Genomic DNA, 13342 nt, shown 5'->3' on the forward strand with positions numbered 1-13342 from the left:
GCTTCATACCGGCGTCGGGCAAGGCTAGTGCTGCATACCCCAGCGGCGCACGGTCAGCCGTTCCAGCGTGGTGAACACCAGCCCCTCCACCAGCAGTCCGATCAGGATCACCGCGGCCAGGCCCGCGAACACGCGGTCGGTATAGAGCTCATTGCGGTTCTGGAAGATGAACCAGCCCAGCCCGCCCTGCCCCGACGATGCGCCGAACACCAGCTCGGCCGCGATCAGTGTGCGCCAGGCAAAGGCCCAGCCGATCTTCAGGCCCGACAGGATCGCTGGCAGCGCCGCCGGCACCAGCACCAGCGCGACATAGCGCAGCCCGCGCAGGCCGTAGTTGCGGCCCGCCATGCGCAGCGTCGGCGGCACCGCCTGGAAGCCCGCGTACATGTTCAGCGCCAGCGGCCACAGCACCGAATGGACCAGCACGAAGACCAGGCTCCCGGTGCCCAGCCCGAACCACAACAGCGCCAGCGGCAATAGCGCGATCGCCGGCAGCGGGTTGAACATGGCCGTCAGCGTGTCCAGCACATCGCGCCCGAAGCGCGTGGACACCGCCAGCGAGGTCAGCACGAACGCCAGCACGATGCCGGCCGCATAGCCGCGCAGCAGCACCGACAGCGAAATCGCCGCCTTGCCCGGCAGCTCGCCGCTGGCCACCGCCTCGGAAAAGGCGCGCATCGTGGCCAGGCACGACGGCAGCAGCAGGTCGTTGTCCTGTACGCGCGCCACCAGCTCCCAGATCAGCCCCAGCGCCAGCAGGATCACCGCCTTGCGCAGCCAGCCGTGTTGCCACAGGCGCTGGTGCCACGGCAGCGCGCGCGCAAGCGGGGCTTCGGTGAAGGATTCAGGCTCGCGTTCGTATTCGGGCCGAAGCGTGTCGGCCAGTGTCAGTGTCGGTTGCGTCATGATGCGATGTCCCGGTTCAGCGGCCCGCCGCGCTGCGCGCACGCGGCGCGGCCTCGGCGGCGGGCTCGTCGAACAGCAAGGTATGGATGCGTTGCGCGGCGGCCTGGAATTCAGCGCCGCCCTGGCTGGCCAGGCTGAACTGGTGGCTGTTGAGTTCCGCGCGCACGCGGCCCGGGTGGGGCGACAGCAGCAGGATGCGGCTGCCCACCACCAGCGCCTCTTCGATCGAATGCGTGACGAACAGCAGCGTGAAGGCCGCGTCGTCCCACAGCGCCAGCAGCTCTTCCTGCATGCGCCGGCGCGTGAGCGCGTCCAGCGCGGCAAAGGGCTCGTCCATCAGCAGCACCTTGGGGCGCATGGCCAGTGCGCGCGCAATCGCCACGCGCTGCTTCATGCCGCCCGACAGCGTATGCGGGTAGGCATCGGCAAAATCGGCCAGCCCTACCTTGTGCAGGCTGTCCAGCGCCAGCTCGCGGGCCTCCGCCCGCGACAGCTTGCGCGCCTGCCGCAGCGGGAACATCACGTTCTGCACCACCGTTTTCCACGGCGGCAGCTGGTCGAACTCCTGGAACACCACGATGCGGTCCGGGCCGGGCTGCAGCACACGCCGGCCTTCGAGCCGGATCTCGCCCTCGCTGGGCGGCACGAACCCGGCAACCGCCTTCAGCAGCGTGGACTTGCCGCAGCCGGACGGGCCCAGCAGCACGAAGCGGTCGCCGGCATGCACGTCGAAGCTGACGCGATGGGTGGCGCGCACGATGCGCTCGGGCGTGCGGTACTCCAGCGACACGCCGTCCACCTGCAGCAGGGGCGTGGCGCGCTCCGACACCACGCGCAGATTGTGGATGGCCATGCTCAGCTCCCCTGCGCGGTGACCGGGTCCTGGAAGAAATAGTCCTGCCAGGACTTCGGCTGGTTGCGGATCGCGCCCACGCGGTGCATGAACGAGGCCAGCGCAAAGGTGTTCTGCGGCGCCACGCGGAACTGCACCTGCGGGTTCTTCAGCACGCGCAGCAGCAGCGCGCGGTCGGTCCTGGCCTTGCTCTGGCGCAGGTAGATGTCGGCGGCCGCTTCCGGATTGGCGGTGGCAAACGCCGCGGCCTCGGCCAGCGCATCGACGAAGGCGCGATAGGTCTTGGGGTTGTCGTTGCGGAACTTCTCGGTGGCGTACAGCACCGTGGAGGAGCTGGGGCCGCCCAGCACGTCATACGAATTCAGCACGATGCGCGCGTTGGGGTTGCCGGCCAGTTCCTGCTCCTGGAACGGCGGATTGCCGAAGTGGCCGGTGATCTCGGTGCCGCCGGAAATGATCGCCGCGGCGGCATCCGGGTGCGGCACCGCCACGGTCCACTTGTCGAGGCGGTTGTACTCCTTGTCGCCCCATTGCCTGGCGGCGGCGAGCTGCAGCACGCGCGACTGCACCGACACGCCCACGGCTGGCAGCGCGATGCGGTCCTTCTCGGTGAAGTCGGCAATCGACTTCACCTTGGGGTTGTTGCTGACCAGGTAGTACGGGAAGTTCCCCAGCGACGCCACGCCGCGCACGTTCTGCTTGCCGTGAGTGCGGTCCCACAGCGTCAGCAGCGGGCCCACGCCGGCGCCGGCGATATCGATGGCACCGGACAGCAGCGCGTCATTGACTGCCGCGCCGCCCGACAGCTGGGTCCATTCGACCTTGATGTCAACGCCCTGCTGCTTGCCGTGCTTTTCGATCAGCTGCTGGTCGCGCGCCACGTTGAGCACAAGGTAGACCACGCCGAACTGCTCGGCAATGCGCAGCTTGCCTTCGGCGTGTGCGGTGCCGGTGAATGCCAGGCCGGCGCTCAGCGCCAGCAGGCCAAGCTTGCGGGAAAAACGAGAGAACATGATCAAGACTCCGGGGAATGCGTTGGATTGGCGCTCGCCACTGCGAACGCCCTGGGATGACTTGCGATACCGCTGCCGCCTTCAGCGCGGCACGTCGCCTTCGATGGTGGTGCGGTACATCACGCGCCGCAGTTCCGGCGGACAGCCCGCGGCAAGATGCAGCAGCGAGCGGTTGTCCCAGAACACCAGGTCATGTGGCTGCCACTGGTGGCGGTAGATATGTGCCGGCTTGACGCTGTGCGCGAACAGCTGCTCCAGCAGTTCGCGGCCTTCATCCTCGGGCAGGCCGGCGATGCGCGTGGTGAAGTGCTCACTGACGAAGAGCGCCTTGCGCCCCGTTTCCGGATGGGTGCGCACCACCGGCTGCAGCACCGGCCTGACCTGCGCAATCTGCGCCGGCGTCAGGTTGGGCCGCCACGGGCTGCGCTGCTGCAGCTCGGCGTAGCGCGCCAGGTAGGTGTGCTCGGCCTGCAGGCCATCGACGGCGCGCTGCAGCGCAGCCGGCAGCGTGTCCCAGGCCAGGTGCATGTTGGCGAACAGCGTATCGCCTCCCTCGGCGGGCAGCTCGCGCGCATGCAGCAGCGAACCGAGGCTGGGCTTTTCCTTGTACGACAGGTCCGAATGCCAGAAGTGGCCGGCATCGCCCAGCCCGATCGGCTTGCCGTTCTCGACCACGTTGGACACCACCAGCACTTCCGCATGGCCCGGCAGCTGGAACTGGTGCAGCACGTGGATCTGCAACGGGCCGAAGCGGCGGCTGAAATCGATCTGCTGCGCGGGCGTGATCTGCTGGTCGCGGAACACCACCACGTGGTAGTCGAGGTGGGCGCGATGGATGCGGGCAAAATCCGCGTCGGACAGCGGCTGCGACAAGTCGAGCCCTATCACTTCCGCGCCCAGCGGCGCGTCCAGCGGACGGATCTCGAAGGTGCCTGCGTCTGCAGAAAATGCGGTGGAAAGTGGCGCGCTCTGCTGGCGCAAAACACTGGCGTGGGCGGTTGCGGTCGTCATGGCAAGCTCTGGCATACGGGGGAAGCCGATGCGGCATCCGGGATGCCGCGTACAAGCTTGCACTGTAGAGAGCCGGCCATTGCACGGTCAACGAATCATATTGCTGGCCCTTATCCGCTTATCGCATATCCATGTCTCGACATTTGGCCCACGGCAAGCGCCGTACTCCCGGGCCATCAGGGCTTGCCGGGGCAGCCGCTGCGGCACGGCACGTTGGCCGTGTCCGGACGCGCGTCGGCGACAAAGCCATCGCGATTCGGCATCTTCACTTGCGGCAACGTGCGCGCATCCAGCACCGCATCGGCGGGCAAAATGCCGTTCTTGTGCAGCAGCCACGCGGTGACCGCATAGACCTCGTCCGCCGCCAGGCTCTGCGGCGCGTTGTAGGGCATGGCGCGGTTGATGAAGTCGAATACGGTGGTCGCGTAGGGCCAGAAGCTGCCGATGGTCTTGACGGGGTCCTTGCCCCTGGCGGCGTCCTTCAGCGTGCCCTGCCCGCCCACCAGCGCATCGGCCGGCTTGCCTTCGCCATTGGCGCCGTGACACGCGGCACAGTGCTGCGCATAGACCTGCTGGCCCCGCGCAACCGTACCACTGCCCGGCGGCAGGCCGGCGGCGTCCGGGGTTACGTCGATATTCCATGCGGCAAGATCGTGCTCGCTGACGGGGCGGCCTATGCCGTATGCCTGCGCAAGGACCGTTTGCGCAGCGCAAGCCAGCGCCAGCACCGCGGCGGTACCACTGATCCGTTCAAGCGCGCGCATTGGCGATACTCCCGTCCGCGGCCACGCGCCAGCGCTGGATCGCGTTGTAGTGATAGGTGGAAGCCACGCCGCGCGCGGCCACCAGCTGGTCCGGCGTGGGCTGGACGTTGCCGGCTTCGTCGATGGCGCGGCTCTCCAGCGACACTGGCCCGCCATCCCAGCGCCACGGCAGGCGGAAGCGCACCAGCGCACGGTCGAGCACCGGGTCCTGCAACTGCGCCTCGCGCCAGCTGCGGCCGCCATCGACCGACACCTCGACGCGGCGGATGCGGCCGTGGCCCGACCATGCCAGGCCCGAGATCTCATAGAACCCGCGCTCACGCAGCTTGTGGTCCGGCGCTGGAAAGGTAATCACGGACTTCACGTCCATCAGGAAGGTGAACTGCCGCGCGCTGCCGTCGGGCAATGAATCCGTGTACTTGGCGGTCTCTTCGCGCGACATGAACGGCGCGCGCCCCAGCTTCAGGCGCCGCAGCCACTTGATACTCATGTTGCCTTCGTAGCCCGGCAGGAACAGCCGCAGCGGATAGCCATGCTCGGGCCGCAGCATCTCACCGTTCTGCGCATAGACCAGCAGCGCGTCTTCCAGCGCCTTGGCCAGCGGCACGCTGCGCGTCATGGCCGCGCCGTCGGCGCCTTCGGCCAGCACCCAGGCCGCATCCGGCGCCACGCCAACTTCGTCCAGCACCACGGACAACGGCACGCCGGTCCACTCACAGCAAGATAGCAAGCCGTGGCTAATCTGCACGGACTTCGCACCGGGCGCCTTCCACTCGCGCCCGGTGTTGCCCGAACACTCCAGGAAATGGATGCGCGACACCGACGGCAGGCGCACCAGGTCGTCCATGGTGAAGATGCGCGGACGCGCCACCAGGCCATGCACCGCCAGCCGGTGCTGCGCCGGGTCGATCAGCGGAATGCCGGCGTGATGGCGCTCGAACACCAGCCCGGTCGGCGTGATGATGCCGCGCAGGTCCTGCAGCGGCGTCATCGACGAATTGGCGCCGGGCAGCGGCGCCGCGCTGCGGCTGCGCCGCACCACGTCTTTCTCGAACGGAGACGGCTGGCCATAGGGATGCCACAGCACGGGCTCGCCCGGCGTGCGCGTCCACGGCGCAACCGTCAGGGGTTCAGCGCGCGCTGCGGTGGCGGCGCCAGCCGCGGCGGCACCCAGCACCGCCCCGCGCTGCAGGAAGCGCCGGCGGCCGGAAGGAAGGTTATTGCTCATCGTGAGGGCGTGGTCCGCCTGGCAGGATTCAAAATGTGCAGACTGTAGGACAGCGCAGGCACTCGGCCAACGAAGAAGATTGCATGCCGATATGCCAACGCCGCGCTGCGCGCCATATGCGCGGGGCCGATAACCAAAGCCGGAATCATTCGTTCAGGTCCGCGCGCAGCGCCGCTTATCGTGGAGCCGTCCTCCACTTCAAGAAGGTCTGCACGATGACGACCCCGCGCCCCGATGCCACCGCTGCACACACGCTGACCCGCCGCGAGCTGCTGCGCCGCGCGGCCTGGTCTGGGCTGGGCATGGCGGCTTCACTGTCGCCGCTGTCCGCGTTCAGCGCCAGCCCGGCCGCGCGGCCCGACGTGATCCGCGTCGGCGTGGCCCAGCCCGCCACCGGCACGCCGCCCAGCTTTGCCGGCAGTTCGCTGGCGATTGCCCATGCGCGCGGCTGGCTGGAGGAATCGTTCAAGCCAACCGGCACGCGCGTGGAGTGGTTCTTCTTCAAGGGCGCCGGCCCCGCCGTCAACGAGGCGCTGGCCAACCGCCAGCTCGACTTTGCGCTGCAAGGAGACCTGCCGTCCATCGTGGCGCGCTCCGCCGGCCTGAAGACGCGGCTGGTGCTGGCCACCGGCGTGCGCGCCAACATCTACGTGGGGGTGCCGCCCGATTCGCCGCTGAAGACGGTCAGCGACCTGCGCGGCAAGCGCGTGTCGCTGTTCAAGGGCACCAACATGCATCTGCCCGCGCTGCGCCTGCTGGAAGCGAACGGGCTGTCGGACAAGGACCTGCGCCTGCTGAACCTGGACACGGCCGGCTACCTGGCGGCGCTGTCCACGCGCGACATCGACGCCGCCATCGGCGCCATGGACATCCTGCGCCTGCGCGACAAGGGCGCGGTGCGCATCCTGTACTCCAGCAAGAACCAGTCGCCGATCTACACACGGCAAAGCCACGTGCTGGTGAGCGACGATTTCGCCGGGCGCTATCCGGAGGCCACGCAGCACCTGGTGAAGGCCGCGGTCGAGGCGGCGCGGTGGGCCTCGGACGAAAGCCATCGCGAAGAAGTGCTGCGCACCTGGGCGCGTGCGGGTACGCCTTATGACCACTGGAAGGAAGACTTTGACGGCGAGCCTTTGCGGGTGCGGCTGAACCCGAATTTCGATCCCTTCCTGGTCAGCCGCTACAAGGATGCGGTCGAGCAGGCCTATCGCTTCAAGCTGAGCCGTGCGCGCTTTGACGTGGACCAGTGGATCGACCAGCGCTTCCTGAAGGCGGCGCTCACCGACCTGAGCCTGCAGAGCTACTGGCCCGTCTACCAACCCAACGGCAAGATCCTGGGAGCCTGACATCATGTCCGTCACCGATTCGCTTTCACTGCCCGCCGCAGCAGCGCCGCGCGTGGCTACTCCGCGCAAGCCACTGCGCTGGCAGGATGCCACGCGCTGGCTGCTGGCCTGGCCCGTGCCGCTGGCGTTGCTGCTGATCTGGTATATGGCCGCCCGCAATGCATGGATTCCGCCGCAGGTGCTGCCCGCACCCGAGGACGTGGCGCGCACGCTGGCCGACCTGTGGCAAAGCGGCGAGCTGCAGGCCAACCTGGCGATCAGCGCGCTGCGCGTGGCCGGCGGCTTTGCCGTGGGCCTGGCCGGCGGGCTGGCGCTGGGCGCGGCCATGGGCCTGTCGCCGACCTTCCGCGACTACGTCTACCCGACCTTCAAGGCGTTAAGCCAGGTGCCGGTGCTGGGCTGGCTGCCGCTGCTGATGCTGCTGGTCGGCATCGATGAGGCGCTCAAGGTAATCCTGATCGCCAAGGCCGCCTTCGTGCCGGTGGCGCTGAACACGTACAAGGGCATCGGCAGCGTGCCGACCCGCTACCTGGAAGTGGCGCGGGTGCTGCAGCTCACGCGCTGGCAGACGCTGTCGCGCGTGGTGCTGCCCGCCGCGGCCGCGCCGGTGTGGAACGGGGTGCGCTACGGCCTGACGCACGCGTGGCTGGCGCTGGTGGTGGTGGAGCTGCTGGCCTCGTCCGAAGGGCTGGGCTACATGATCGTCTATGGGCGCCAGCTGTTCCAGCTGGACATGGTGCTGGCCGCCGTGGTGGTGGTGGGCGTGGTGGGCTTTGCGCTGGACAAGACGCTGGCGCTGGCCGAAGGCGCGGTGCTGCGCTGGCGCAAGCCGGGCTTCTGAGGCGGGGCCGCGATGACCACTTCTGCTATCCGCCCCCGTATGCGCCTGCCCCGCGCCTTGCGCGGCTGGGTGCTGCCGCTCACGCTGCTCGCGCTGTGGTGGGCCGCCGTGCGCTTTGGCTGGACCACTTCGCCGCTGCTGGTACCGGTATCCAGCGTCTGGGACACCGCGGTGCGTCAGGTACAAAGCGGCGCGCTGGCAACAGCATTGGCCGCCAGCCTGTGGCGCGACCTGGCCGGCTTTGCCATCGGCGCCAGCGCCGGGCTGGTGTTCGGCACGGCGCTTGGGCTGTCGCGCCTGTTCGAACGCCTGGTGGGCCCCAGCTTCCATACCGTCAAGCAGATCTCGCTGTTTGCATGGATCCCGCTGATCTCGGTCTGGTTCGGGCTGGGCGATGCCGCCAAGGTGGTGTTCCTGTCGCTGGCCGCATTCTTCCCGGTGGTGCTGAACACCTTCGAAGGCATCCGCGCCGTGCCGGCCGACCTGCTCGAAGTTGCGCGTGTCTTGCGATTCAACCACAGCCAGGTGCTGTGGCGCGTGGTGCTGCCGTCGGCGGCCCCGTCGATCTTCGCCGGCATCCACCTGGGGCTGATCTATGCGTGGCTGGCGACGCTCGGCGCGGAGTACCTGCTGGTATCCGGCAAGGGCATCGGCAACACCATGACCGACGGCCGCGAGAACTTCTGGATGGACCTGGTGATCTTCGGCGTGATCGTGGTCGGCCTGGTCGGCTTCACGCTGAACTGGATTGCCAGCCGCATCGAATCCCACCTGCTCGCCTGGCGCGGGCGCTCGGTGGCCGCCGGCTGAGCCGCACCACCCCCTATTGATCGGAGACCCCTATGCCACACGCCGGCACGCTAAGCATCGCGCACCTGCACAAGCAGTACGAAGTCGAGGGCCGGGCGCTGCCCGTGCTCGAGGACATCACGTTGACCATCGCCCCGGGCGAGTTCGTCAGCATTGTCGGCGCCAGCGGCTGCGGCAAGTCCACCCTGCTGCGCCTGGTGGTCGGCCTGGAAGAGGACTACCGCGGCGAGATCCTGCTGGACGGCAAGCGCGTATCGGGCACCAGCCTGCAGCGCGGCATCGTGTTCCAGGAGCATCGCCTGTTCCCGTGGCTGACAGTCGAGCAGAACATCCGGCTGGCGCTGCTCAACATGCCGGGCAGCGACGCGGAGAAAGACCGCAACGTTGCCGAGCATATCGCGCTGGTAGGCCTGCGCGGCTTCGAGCAGGCCCATCCGCACCAGCTCTCTGGCGGCATGTCGCAGCGCGTGGCGATTGCGCGGGCACTGGTGACGCGGCCCGAGATCCTGCTGCTCGACGAGCCCTTCGGTGCGCTCGATGCGATGACGCGGGCCTACCTGCAGCAGGAGCTGCAGCGCATCTGGCAGGCCGAGGGCATCACCATGATCCTGGTCACCCACGATGTCGAGGAAGCGGTCTTCCTGGGCGACCGCGTGGTGGTGATGGAACCCCGGCCCGGCCGCATCCGCCGCATCCTGCCGGTGGACCTGCCGCATCCGCGCGAACGCGCCGGACTTCCCTTCGCGTGGGTGCGCGATGCCGTGCTGCGCGAATTCGCCGGGCAGGAGCCTGTCGTGCAGCGGGCACCCGAACCTGAACTCGCCTGACCCAGCCCTCTTACATCCCCGGAGCTTCGTGATGACCCAAGCCAACGCCACGCAAGACCAGACCGTCCAGCTCGACATCCACCCGGTAGCCGGCCGCATCGGCGCCGAGATCCGCGGCGTCGCGCTGCACGGCGACCTGCCGCCCGTCACCTTCGCCGCCATCCGCGCAGCCTTGCTCAAGCACAAGGTGCTGTTCTTCCGCGACCAGGTGCATCTGGACGATGCCGCACAGCAGGGCTTTGCGCGCCTGCTCGGCGACACCGTGCCGCACCCGACCGTGCCCTCGCGCGACGGCACGCAGCTGCTTGAGCTCGACTCGCAGCACGGCGGCCGCGCCAACTCCTGGCATACCGACGTGACCTTCGACCTGGCCTATCCCGCGGTCTCGGTGCTGCGCGCCGTGACCGTTCCCGCCGCCGGCGGCGACACGGTGTGGGCCAATACCGCCGCCGCGTACCAGGACCTGCCCGAGCCGCTGCGCGAACTGGCCGACAAGCTGTGGGCGCTGCACACCAACGACTACGACTACGCGGCAACGCGCGTCAATCCCAGCGACGAAGGGCTGAAGCGCTACCGCGAGGTATTCACCTCGGCGCTCTACGAGACCGAGCACCCGGTGGTGCGCGTGCACCCCGAAACCGGTGAACGCACGCTGGTGCTGGGGCACTTCGTCAAGAAGCTGCTGGACTACTCGTCGGCCGATTCGGCGCACTTGATTGCCGTGCTGCAGGGCCATGTGCACCGGCTGGAGAACACCGTGCGCTGGCGCTGGCGCGCGGGCGACGTCGCCATCTGGGACAACCGCGCCACCCAGCACTACGCCATCAACGACTATGGCGACGCGCACCGCGTGGTGCGCCGCGCCACCGTGGCCGGCGATATCCCGGTCGGCGTGGATGGCCGCCGCAGCAAGGCGGTGAAGGCGGGCGTGCGCAGCGAGGGCGCGGCGCCGGCCAACCAGTCCGCCGGTGCCGCGCAACGGCAAGCGGCCTGATCGCACGCATACCCAAATGCAATAGTCTTCCTTCCCATGCTGGGGAAAATCCGCAAACATAGCGACCGCGCTGCAGGGCAACGGCCAATGAGCCGACGCGCCGGTTCAGCGCACAACAGGGAGAAGGTCTGACACTGGGAATCCAGGCTGTCAAGGCAGCTAATCCATCGACCCAAAACGCTCGCCGTGCCCTAGCGATCCACTGAACGACAGCCTATACATCGATTACGTCCGGCACAGCGCCCTGTTCGACCTGAAAGCGGGCAGCTATATCCACAGCCGGATCTTGACATCCTCCCCTCCCTAATGGGAGGAGATTCCCTCTGCAGGCGATCGATGTCCCGATCGGGCAAGAATATTTAGCGCAGCGTTCACATCGCGATCATGTACAGCACCGCATTCACTGCATACCCACTGCCTTATTCCGAGGTCTGCGATACCTTTCGGCCTCTCCGGCGGCATCGCGTCGCACGAAGAGCAGACCTGGGTGGTGAAACGTTCGTCGACTTCCTCGTACCACGCGCCATGCGCAATCGCCTTGTACGCGAGCATTGTGCGGAAGGACGACCAGCCCGCATCGAGGACGGACTTCGCCATGCTGGTCCTGGCGAGGCCGGCGGCGTTCACATTACCCACCGCAATGTAGTCAAAGTCCCGCACGATGCGATGCGAGAGCTTGTGCAGGAAGTCGCGCCGCGCATTGGCGATGCGCGCGTGGAGGTTCGTCGCCTGTCGTTTCTTGCGCCCACGCTGCGCTTTGGCAAGGGCTTGCTCGAGTTGGCCAAGGTGACGCGGATTCTCGATCTTCTCGCCGGTGGAGAGTGTGGCCAGATCCTTCAAGCCGAGATCGATGCCGACGCCGCGTGCCGGGGACCGGGCCTGGGTGTCGGCAACTTCAATCACGATGTTCAGGAACCAGTTGCCTCGCGCGTCGCGGGAGAAATTCGTGCCGTCCTTGATCTTGCCCTCGGGGAGGGGCCTGCAGTTGAACACGCGAAACGTATTGCCGGCAAAGCGGAATGCCTCACCCGAACGTTTGAGATCTCGCCCCTTGAGGGGCACCCAACCGAGGGACCTGCGGCCGCGATAGCGCAAATAGGGCCTGCGATGCTGGCTACGCGACTTGGCGTACTGCTCGCAAACCGCGTTGACGGTGCCGGAATGGATACGGAGTTCCTTGCTGCTGCCGGTCGTCAACACGTTCAGATCGAAACCCGTGGGCCATTTCTTGCCCCACTTGAGCGCGTGCTTCTGCGTGTCATTGCAGAAGTTCCAAACGTAGTTCACCGCGCGACTCTGCTGATTGAGCAGGCCGTTCAGCGACTTTACCCGGTAGCGATAGACCAGAAGCATGCCGGTCATTCTAATTTGGGATTGCTTGCTGCCAACAGCATTCTTTTCACGCCCCGTCCTCAAGGGCCGGGCATATCGGAGCAAGTTTAATGAGACTGGAAACCCTGGCCGTCCATGGCGGCTATTCGCCCGATCCCACCACGCGAGCGGTGGCCGTGCCAATCTACCAGACCGTGGCATACTCGTTCGACTCTGCCCAGCACGGCGCCGACCTGTTCGACCTGAAAGTCGCGGGAAATATCTACAGCCGCATTACGAACCCGACCAACGACGTGCTCGAGCAGCGCCTGGCCGCGCTCGAGGGCGGCGTGGGCGCGCTGGCGCTGGCGTCTGGCATGGCGGCGATCACCTATGCCATCCAGACCATTGCCGAGGCCGGCGACAACATCGTCTCGTCGAGCCAGCTCTATGGCGGCACCTACAACCTGCTGGCGCACACGCTGCCGCAGTCCGGCATCGAGACCCGCTTTGCCGATGGCCGCAACCCGGCCAGCTTCGGCGACCTGATCGACGCGCGCACCAAGGCGATCTTCGTGGAGTCGGTGGGCAACCCGCTCGGCAACGTGGTCGATATCGAAGCCATCGCGCGCGTGGCGCACAACCACGGCGTGCCGCTGATCGTCGACAACACGGTGCCGTCGCCCTACCTGTGCCGTCCGTTCGAGCATGGCGCGGACATCGTCGTGCATTCACTGACCAAGTACCTGGGCGGCCACGGCAACAGCGTCGGCGGCGCCATCATCGACAGCGGCAAGTTCCCGTGGGCCAAGCACAAGGAGCGCTTCAAGCGCCTGAACGAGCCCGACGTGTCCTACCACGGCGTGGTCTACACCGAGGCGCTGGGCCCGGCCGCCTATATCGGCCGCGCGCGCGTGGTGCCGCTGCGCAATACCGGCGCGGCGCTGTCGCCGTTCAATGCCTTCCTGATCCTGCAGGGCATCGAGACCCTGGCGCTGCGGCTGGATCGCATCACCGAGAACGCGCTGGCGATCGCCCGCCACCTGCAGCAGCATCCCAAGGTGGACTGGGTCAACTTTGCCGGCCTGCCCGACCATGCCGACCACGCGCTGGTGCAGAAGTACCTGGGCGGGCGCGGTCCCGGCATCCTGTCGTTTGGCCTGAAGCAAGGCGGCCGTGAAGGCGGCGCGCGCTTCCTGGATGCGCTGCAGCTGTTCACGCGGCTGGTCAATATCGGCGATGCCAAGTCGCTGGCCACGCATCCGGCGTCGACCACGCATCGCCAGCTCAATGCTGATGAATTGAAGGCAGCGGGCGTCAGTGAGGACATGGTGCGGCTGTCAGTCGGAATCGAGCATATCGATGATCTGATCGAGGATTTGGACCGCGCGCTCGCGGCGGCCTGAGTACAGGCTCAGGCGTCAGAGCGACCTGCCGG

At 67.3% G+C, this 13342-nt stretch carries 13 protein-coding genes; 6 read left to right on the plus strand and 7 right to left on the minus strand.

From position 1 onward, the window contains the following. Window positions 1-24: 24 nt before the first annotated feature. The 6 genes from ACW4E8_RS01225 to soxC form a co-directional block, all read right to left on the minus strand. Window positions 25-906 carry an ABC transporter permease gene (locus tag ACW4E8_RS01225; RefSeq protein ID WP_456802848.1) on the minus strand — a complete coding sequence of 294 codons (882 nt, stop codon included), beginning with the start codon at window positions 904-906 and terminating at the stop codon, window positions 25-27. 16 nt (window positions 907-922) lie between these two features. Further along, a complete protein-coding gene (locus ACW4E8_RS01230) occupies window positions 923-1759 on the minus strand; it encodes an ABC transporter ATP-binding protein (protein WP_456802849.1) in 837 nt (278 codons plus the stop codon). Window positions 1760-1761: 2 nt separating this feature from the next. Then, complete coding sequence (locus ACW4E8_RS01235) at window positions 1762-2772, minus strand: ABC transporter substrate-binding protein (RefSeq protein ID WP_456802850.1); 1011 nt, start codon at window positions 2770-2772, stop codon at window positions 1762-1764. Window positions 2773-2853: 81 nt separating this feature from the next. After that, window positions 2854-3783: a TauD/TfdA dioxygenase family protein gene (locus tag ACW4E8_RS01240; RefSeq protein WP_456802851.1), complete on the minus strand. Its 930-nt coding sequence runs from the start codon at window positions 3781-3783 to the stop codon at window positions 2854-2856. Window positions 3784-3959: 176 nt separating this feature from the next. Then, a complete protein-coding gene (locus ACW4E8_RS01245) occupies window positions 3960-4547 on the minus strand; it encodes a c-type cytochrome (protein WP_456802852.1) in 588 nt (195 codons plus the stop codon). Further along, a complete protein-coding gene (gene soxC, locus ACW4E8_RS01250; protein ID WP_456802853.1) occupies window positions 4534-5775 on the minus strand; it encodes a sulfite dehydrogenase in 1242 nt (413 codons plus the stop codon). Before soxC ends, ACW4E8_RS01245 begins: the two co-directional genes overlap by 14 nt. A gap of 215 nt (window positions 5776-5990) precedes the next feature. Here soxC and ACW4E8_RS01255 point away from each other — a divergent pair, with 215 nt between their 5' ends. From ACW4E8_RS01255 to ACW4E8_RS01275, 5 genes are read left to right on the plus strand one after another with little or no spacing between them, the layout of a single operon-like run. Next, a complete protein-coding gene (locus ACW4E8_RS01255) occupies window positions 5991-7121 on the plus strand; it encodes an ABC transporter substrate-binding protein (RefSeq protein ID WP_456802854.1) in 1131 nt (376 codons plus the stop codon). A gap of 4 nt (window positions 7122-7125) precedes the next feature. Next, window positions 7126-7962, plus strand: coding sequence for an ABC transporter permease (locus tag ACW4E8_RS01260; RefSeq protein ID WP_456802855.1), 837 nt, complete (start codon window positions 7126-7128; stop codon window positions 7960-7962). Between the two features lie 12 nt (window positions 7963-7974). Continuing rightward, window positions 7975-8772: an ABC transporter permease gene (locus tag ACW4E8_RS01265; RefSeq protein ID WP_456802856.1), complete on the plus strand. Its 798-nt coding sequence runs from the start codon at window positions 7975-7977 to the stop codon at window positions 8770-8772. 32 nt (window positions 8773-8804) lie between these two features. Next, entirely contained in the window at window positions 8805-9599 is a 795-nt protein-coding gene (locus tag ACW4E8_RS01270; protein WP_456802857.1) for an ABC transporter ATP-binding protein, read from the plus strand. 31 nt (window positions 9600-9630) lie between these two features. Further along, entirely contained in the window at window positions 9631-10593 is a 963-nt protein-coding gene (locus ACW4E8_RS01275; RefSeq protein ID WP_456802858.1) for a TauD/TfdA dioxygenase family protein, read from the plus strand. A gap of 303 nt (window positions 10594-10896) precedes the next feature. Here ACW4E8_RS01275 and ACW4E8_RS01280 read toward each other — a convergent pair whose 3' ends face one another. Beyond that, entirely contained in the window at window positions 10897-11946 is a 1050-nt protein-coding gene (locus ACW4E8_RS01280; RefSeq protein WP_456803021.1) for an RNA-guided endonuclease InsQ/TnpB family protein, read from the minus strand. Between the two features lie 89 nt (window positions 11947-12035). Between ACW4E8_RS01280 and ACW4E8_RS01285 the strand changes: the two genes are divergently transcribed. After that, window positions 12036-13310, plus strand: coding sequence for an O-acetylhomoserine aminocarboxypropyltransferase/cysteine synthase family protein (locus ACW4E8_RS01285; RefSeq protein ID WP_456802859.1), 1275 nt, complete (start codon window positions 12036-12038; stop codon window positions 13308-13310). Window positions 13311-13342: the final 32 nt, after the last annotated feature.

The sequence above is a fragment of the Cupriavidus sp. CP313 genome, assembly GCF_054072015.1.

Coding starts and splice junctions, on each gene's coding strand:
- ACW4E8_RS01225 (WP_456802848.1), bottom strand. CDS start 906: ATGACGCAACCGACACTGACACTGGCCGACACGCTTCGGCCCGAATAC.
- ACW4E8_RS01230 (WP_456802849.1), bottom strand. CDS start 1,759: ATGGCCATCCACAATCTGCGCGTGGTGTCGGAGCGCGCCACGCCCCTG.
- ACW4E8_RS01235 (WP_456802850.1), bottom strand. CDS start 2,772: ATGTTCTCTCGTTTTTCCCGCAAGCTTGGCCTGCTGGCGCTGAGCGCC.
- ACW4E8_RS01240 (WP_456802851.1), bottom strand. CDS start 3,783: ATGACGACCGCAACCGCCCACGCCAGTGTTTTGCGCCAGCAGAGCGCG.
- ACW4E8_RS01245 (WP_456802852.1), bottom strand. CDS start 4,547: ATGCGCGCGCTTGAACGGATCAGTGGTACCGCCGCGGTGCTGGCGCTG.
- soxC (WP_456802853.1), bottom strand. CDS start 5,775: ATGAGCAATAACCTTCCTTCCGGCCGCCGGCGCTTCCTGCAGCGCGGG.
- ACW4E8_RS01255 (WP_456802854.1), top strand. CDS start 5,991: ATGACGACCCCGCGCCCCGATGCCACCGCTGCACACACGCTGACCCGC.
- ACW4E8_RS01260 (WP_456802855.1), top strand. CDS start 7,126: ATGTCCGTCACCGATTCGCTTTCACTGCCCGCCGCAGCAGCGCCGCGC.
- ACW4E8_RS01265 (WP_456802856.1), top strand. CDS start 7,975: ATGACCACTTCTGCTATCCGCCCCCGTATGCGCCTGCCCCGCGCCTTG.
- ACW4E8_RS01270 (WP_456802857.1), top strand. CDS start 8,805: ATGCCACACGCCGGCACGCTAAGCATCGCGCACCTGCACAAGCAGTAC.
- ACW4E8_RS01275 (WP_456802858.1), top strand. CDS start 9,631: ATGACCCAAGCCAACGCCACGCAAGACCAGACCGTCCAGCTCGACATC.
- ACW4E8_RS01280 (WP_456803021.1), bottom strand. CDS start 11,946: ATGCTTCTGGTCTATCGCTACCGGGTAAAGTCGCTGAACGGCCTGCTC.
- ACW4E8_RS01285 (WP_456802859.1), top strand. CDS start 12,036: ATGAGACTGGAAACCCTGGCCGTCCATGGCGGCTATTCGCCCGATCCC.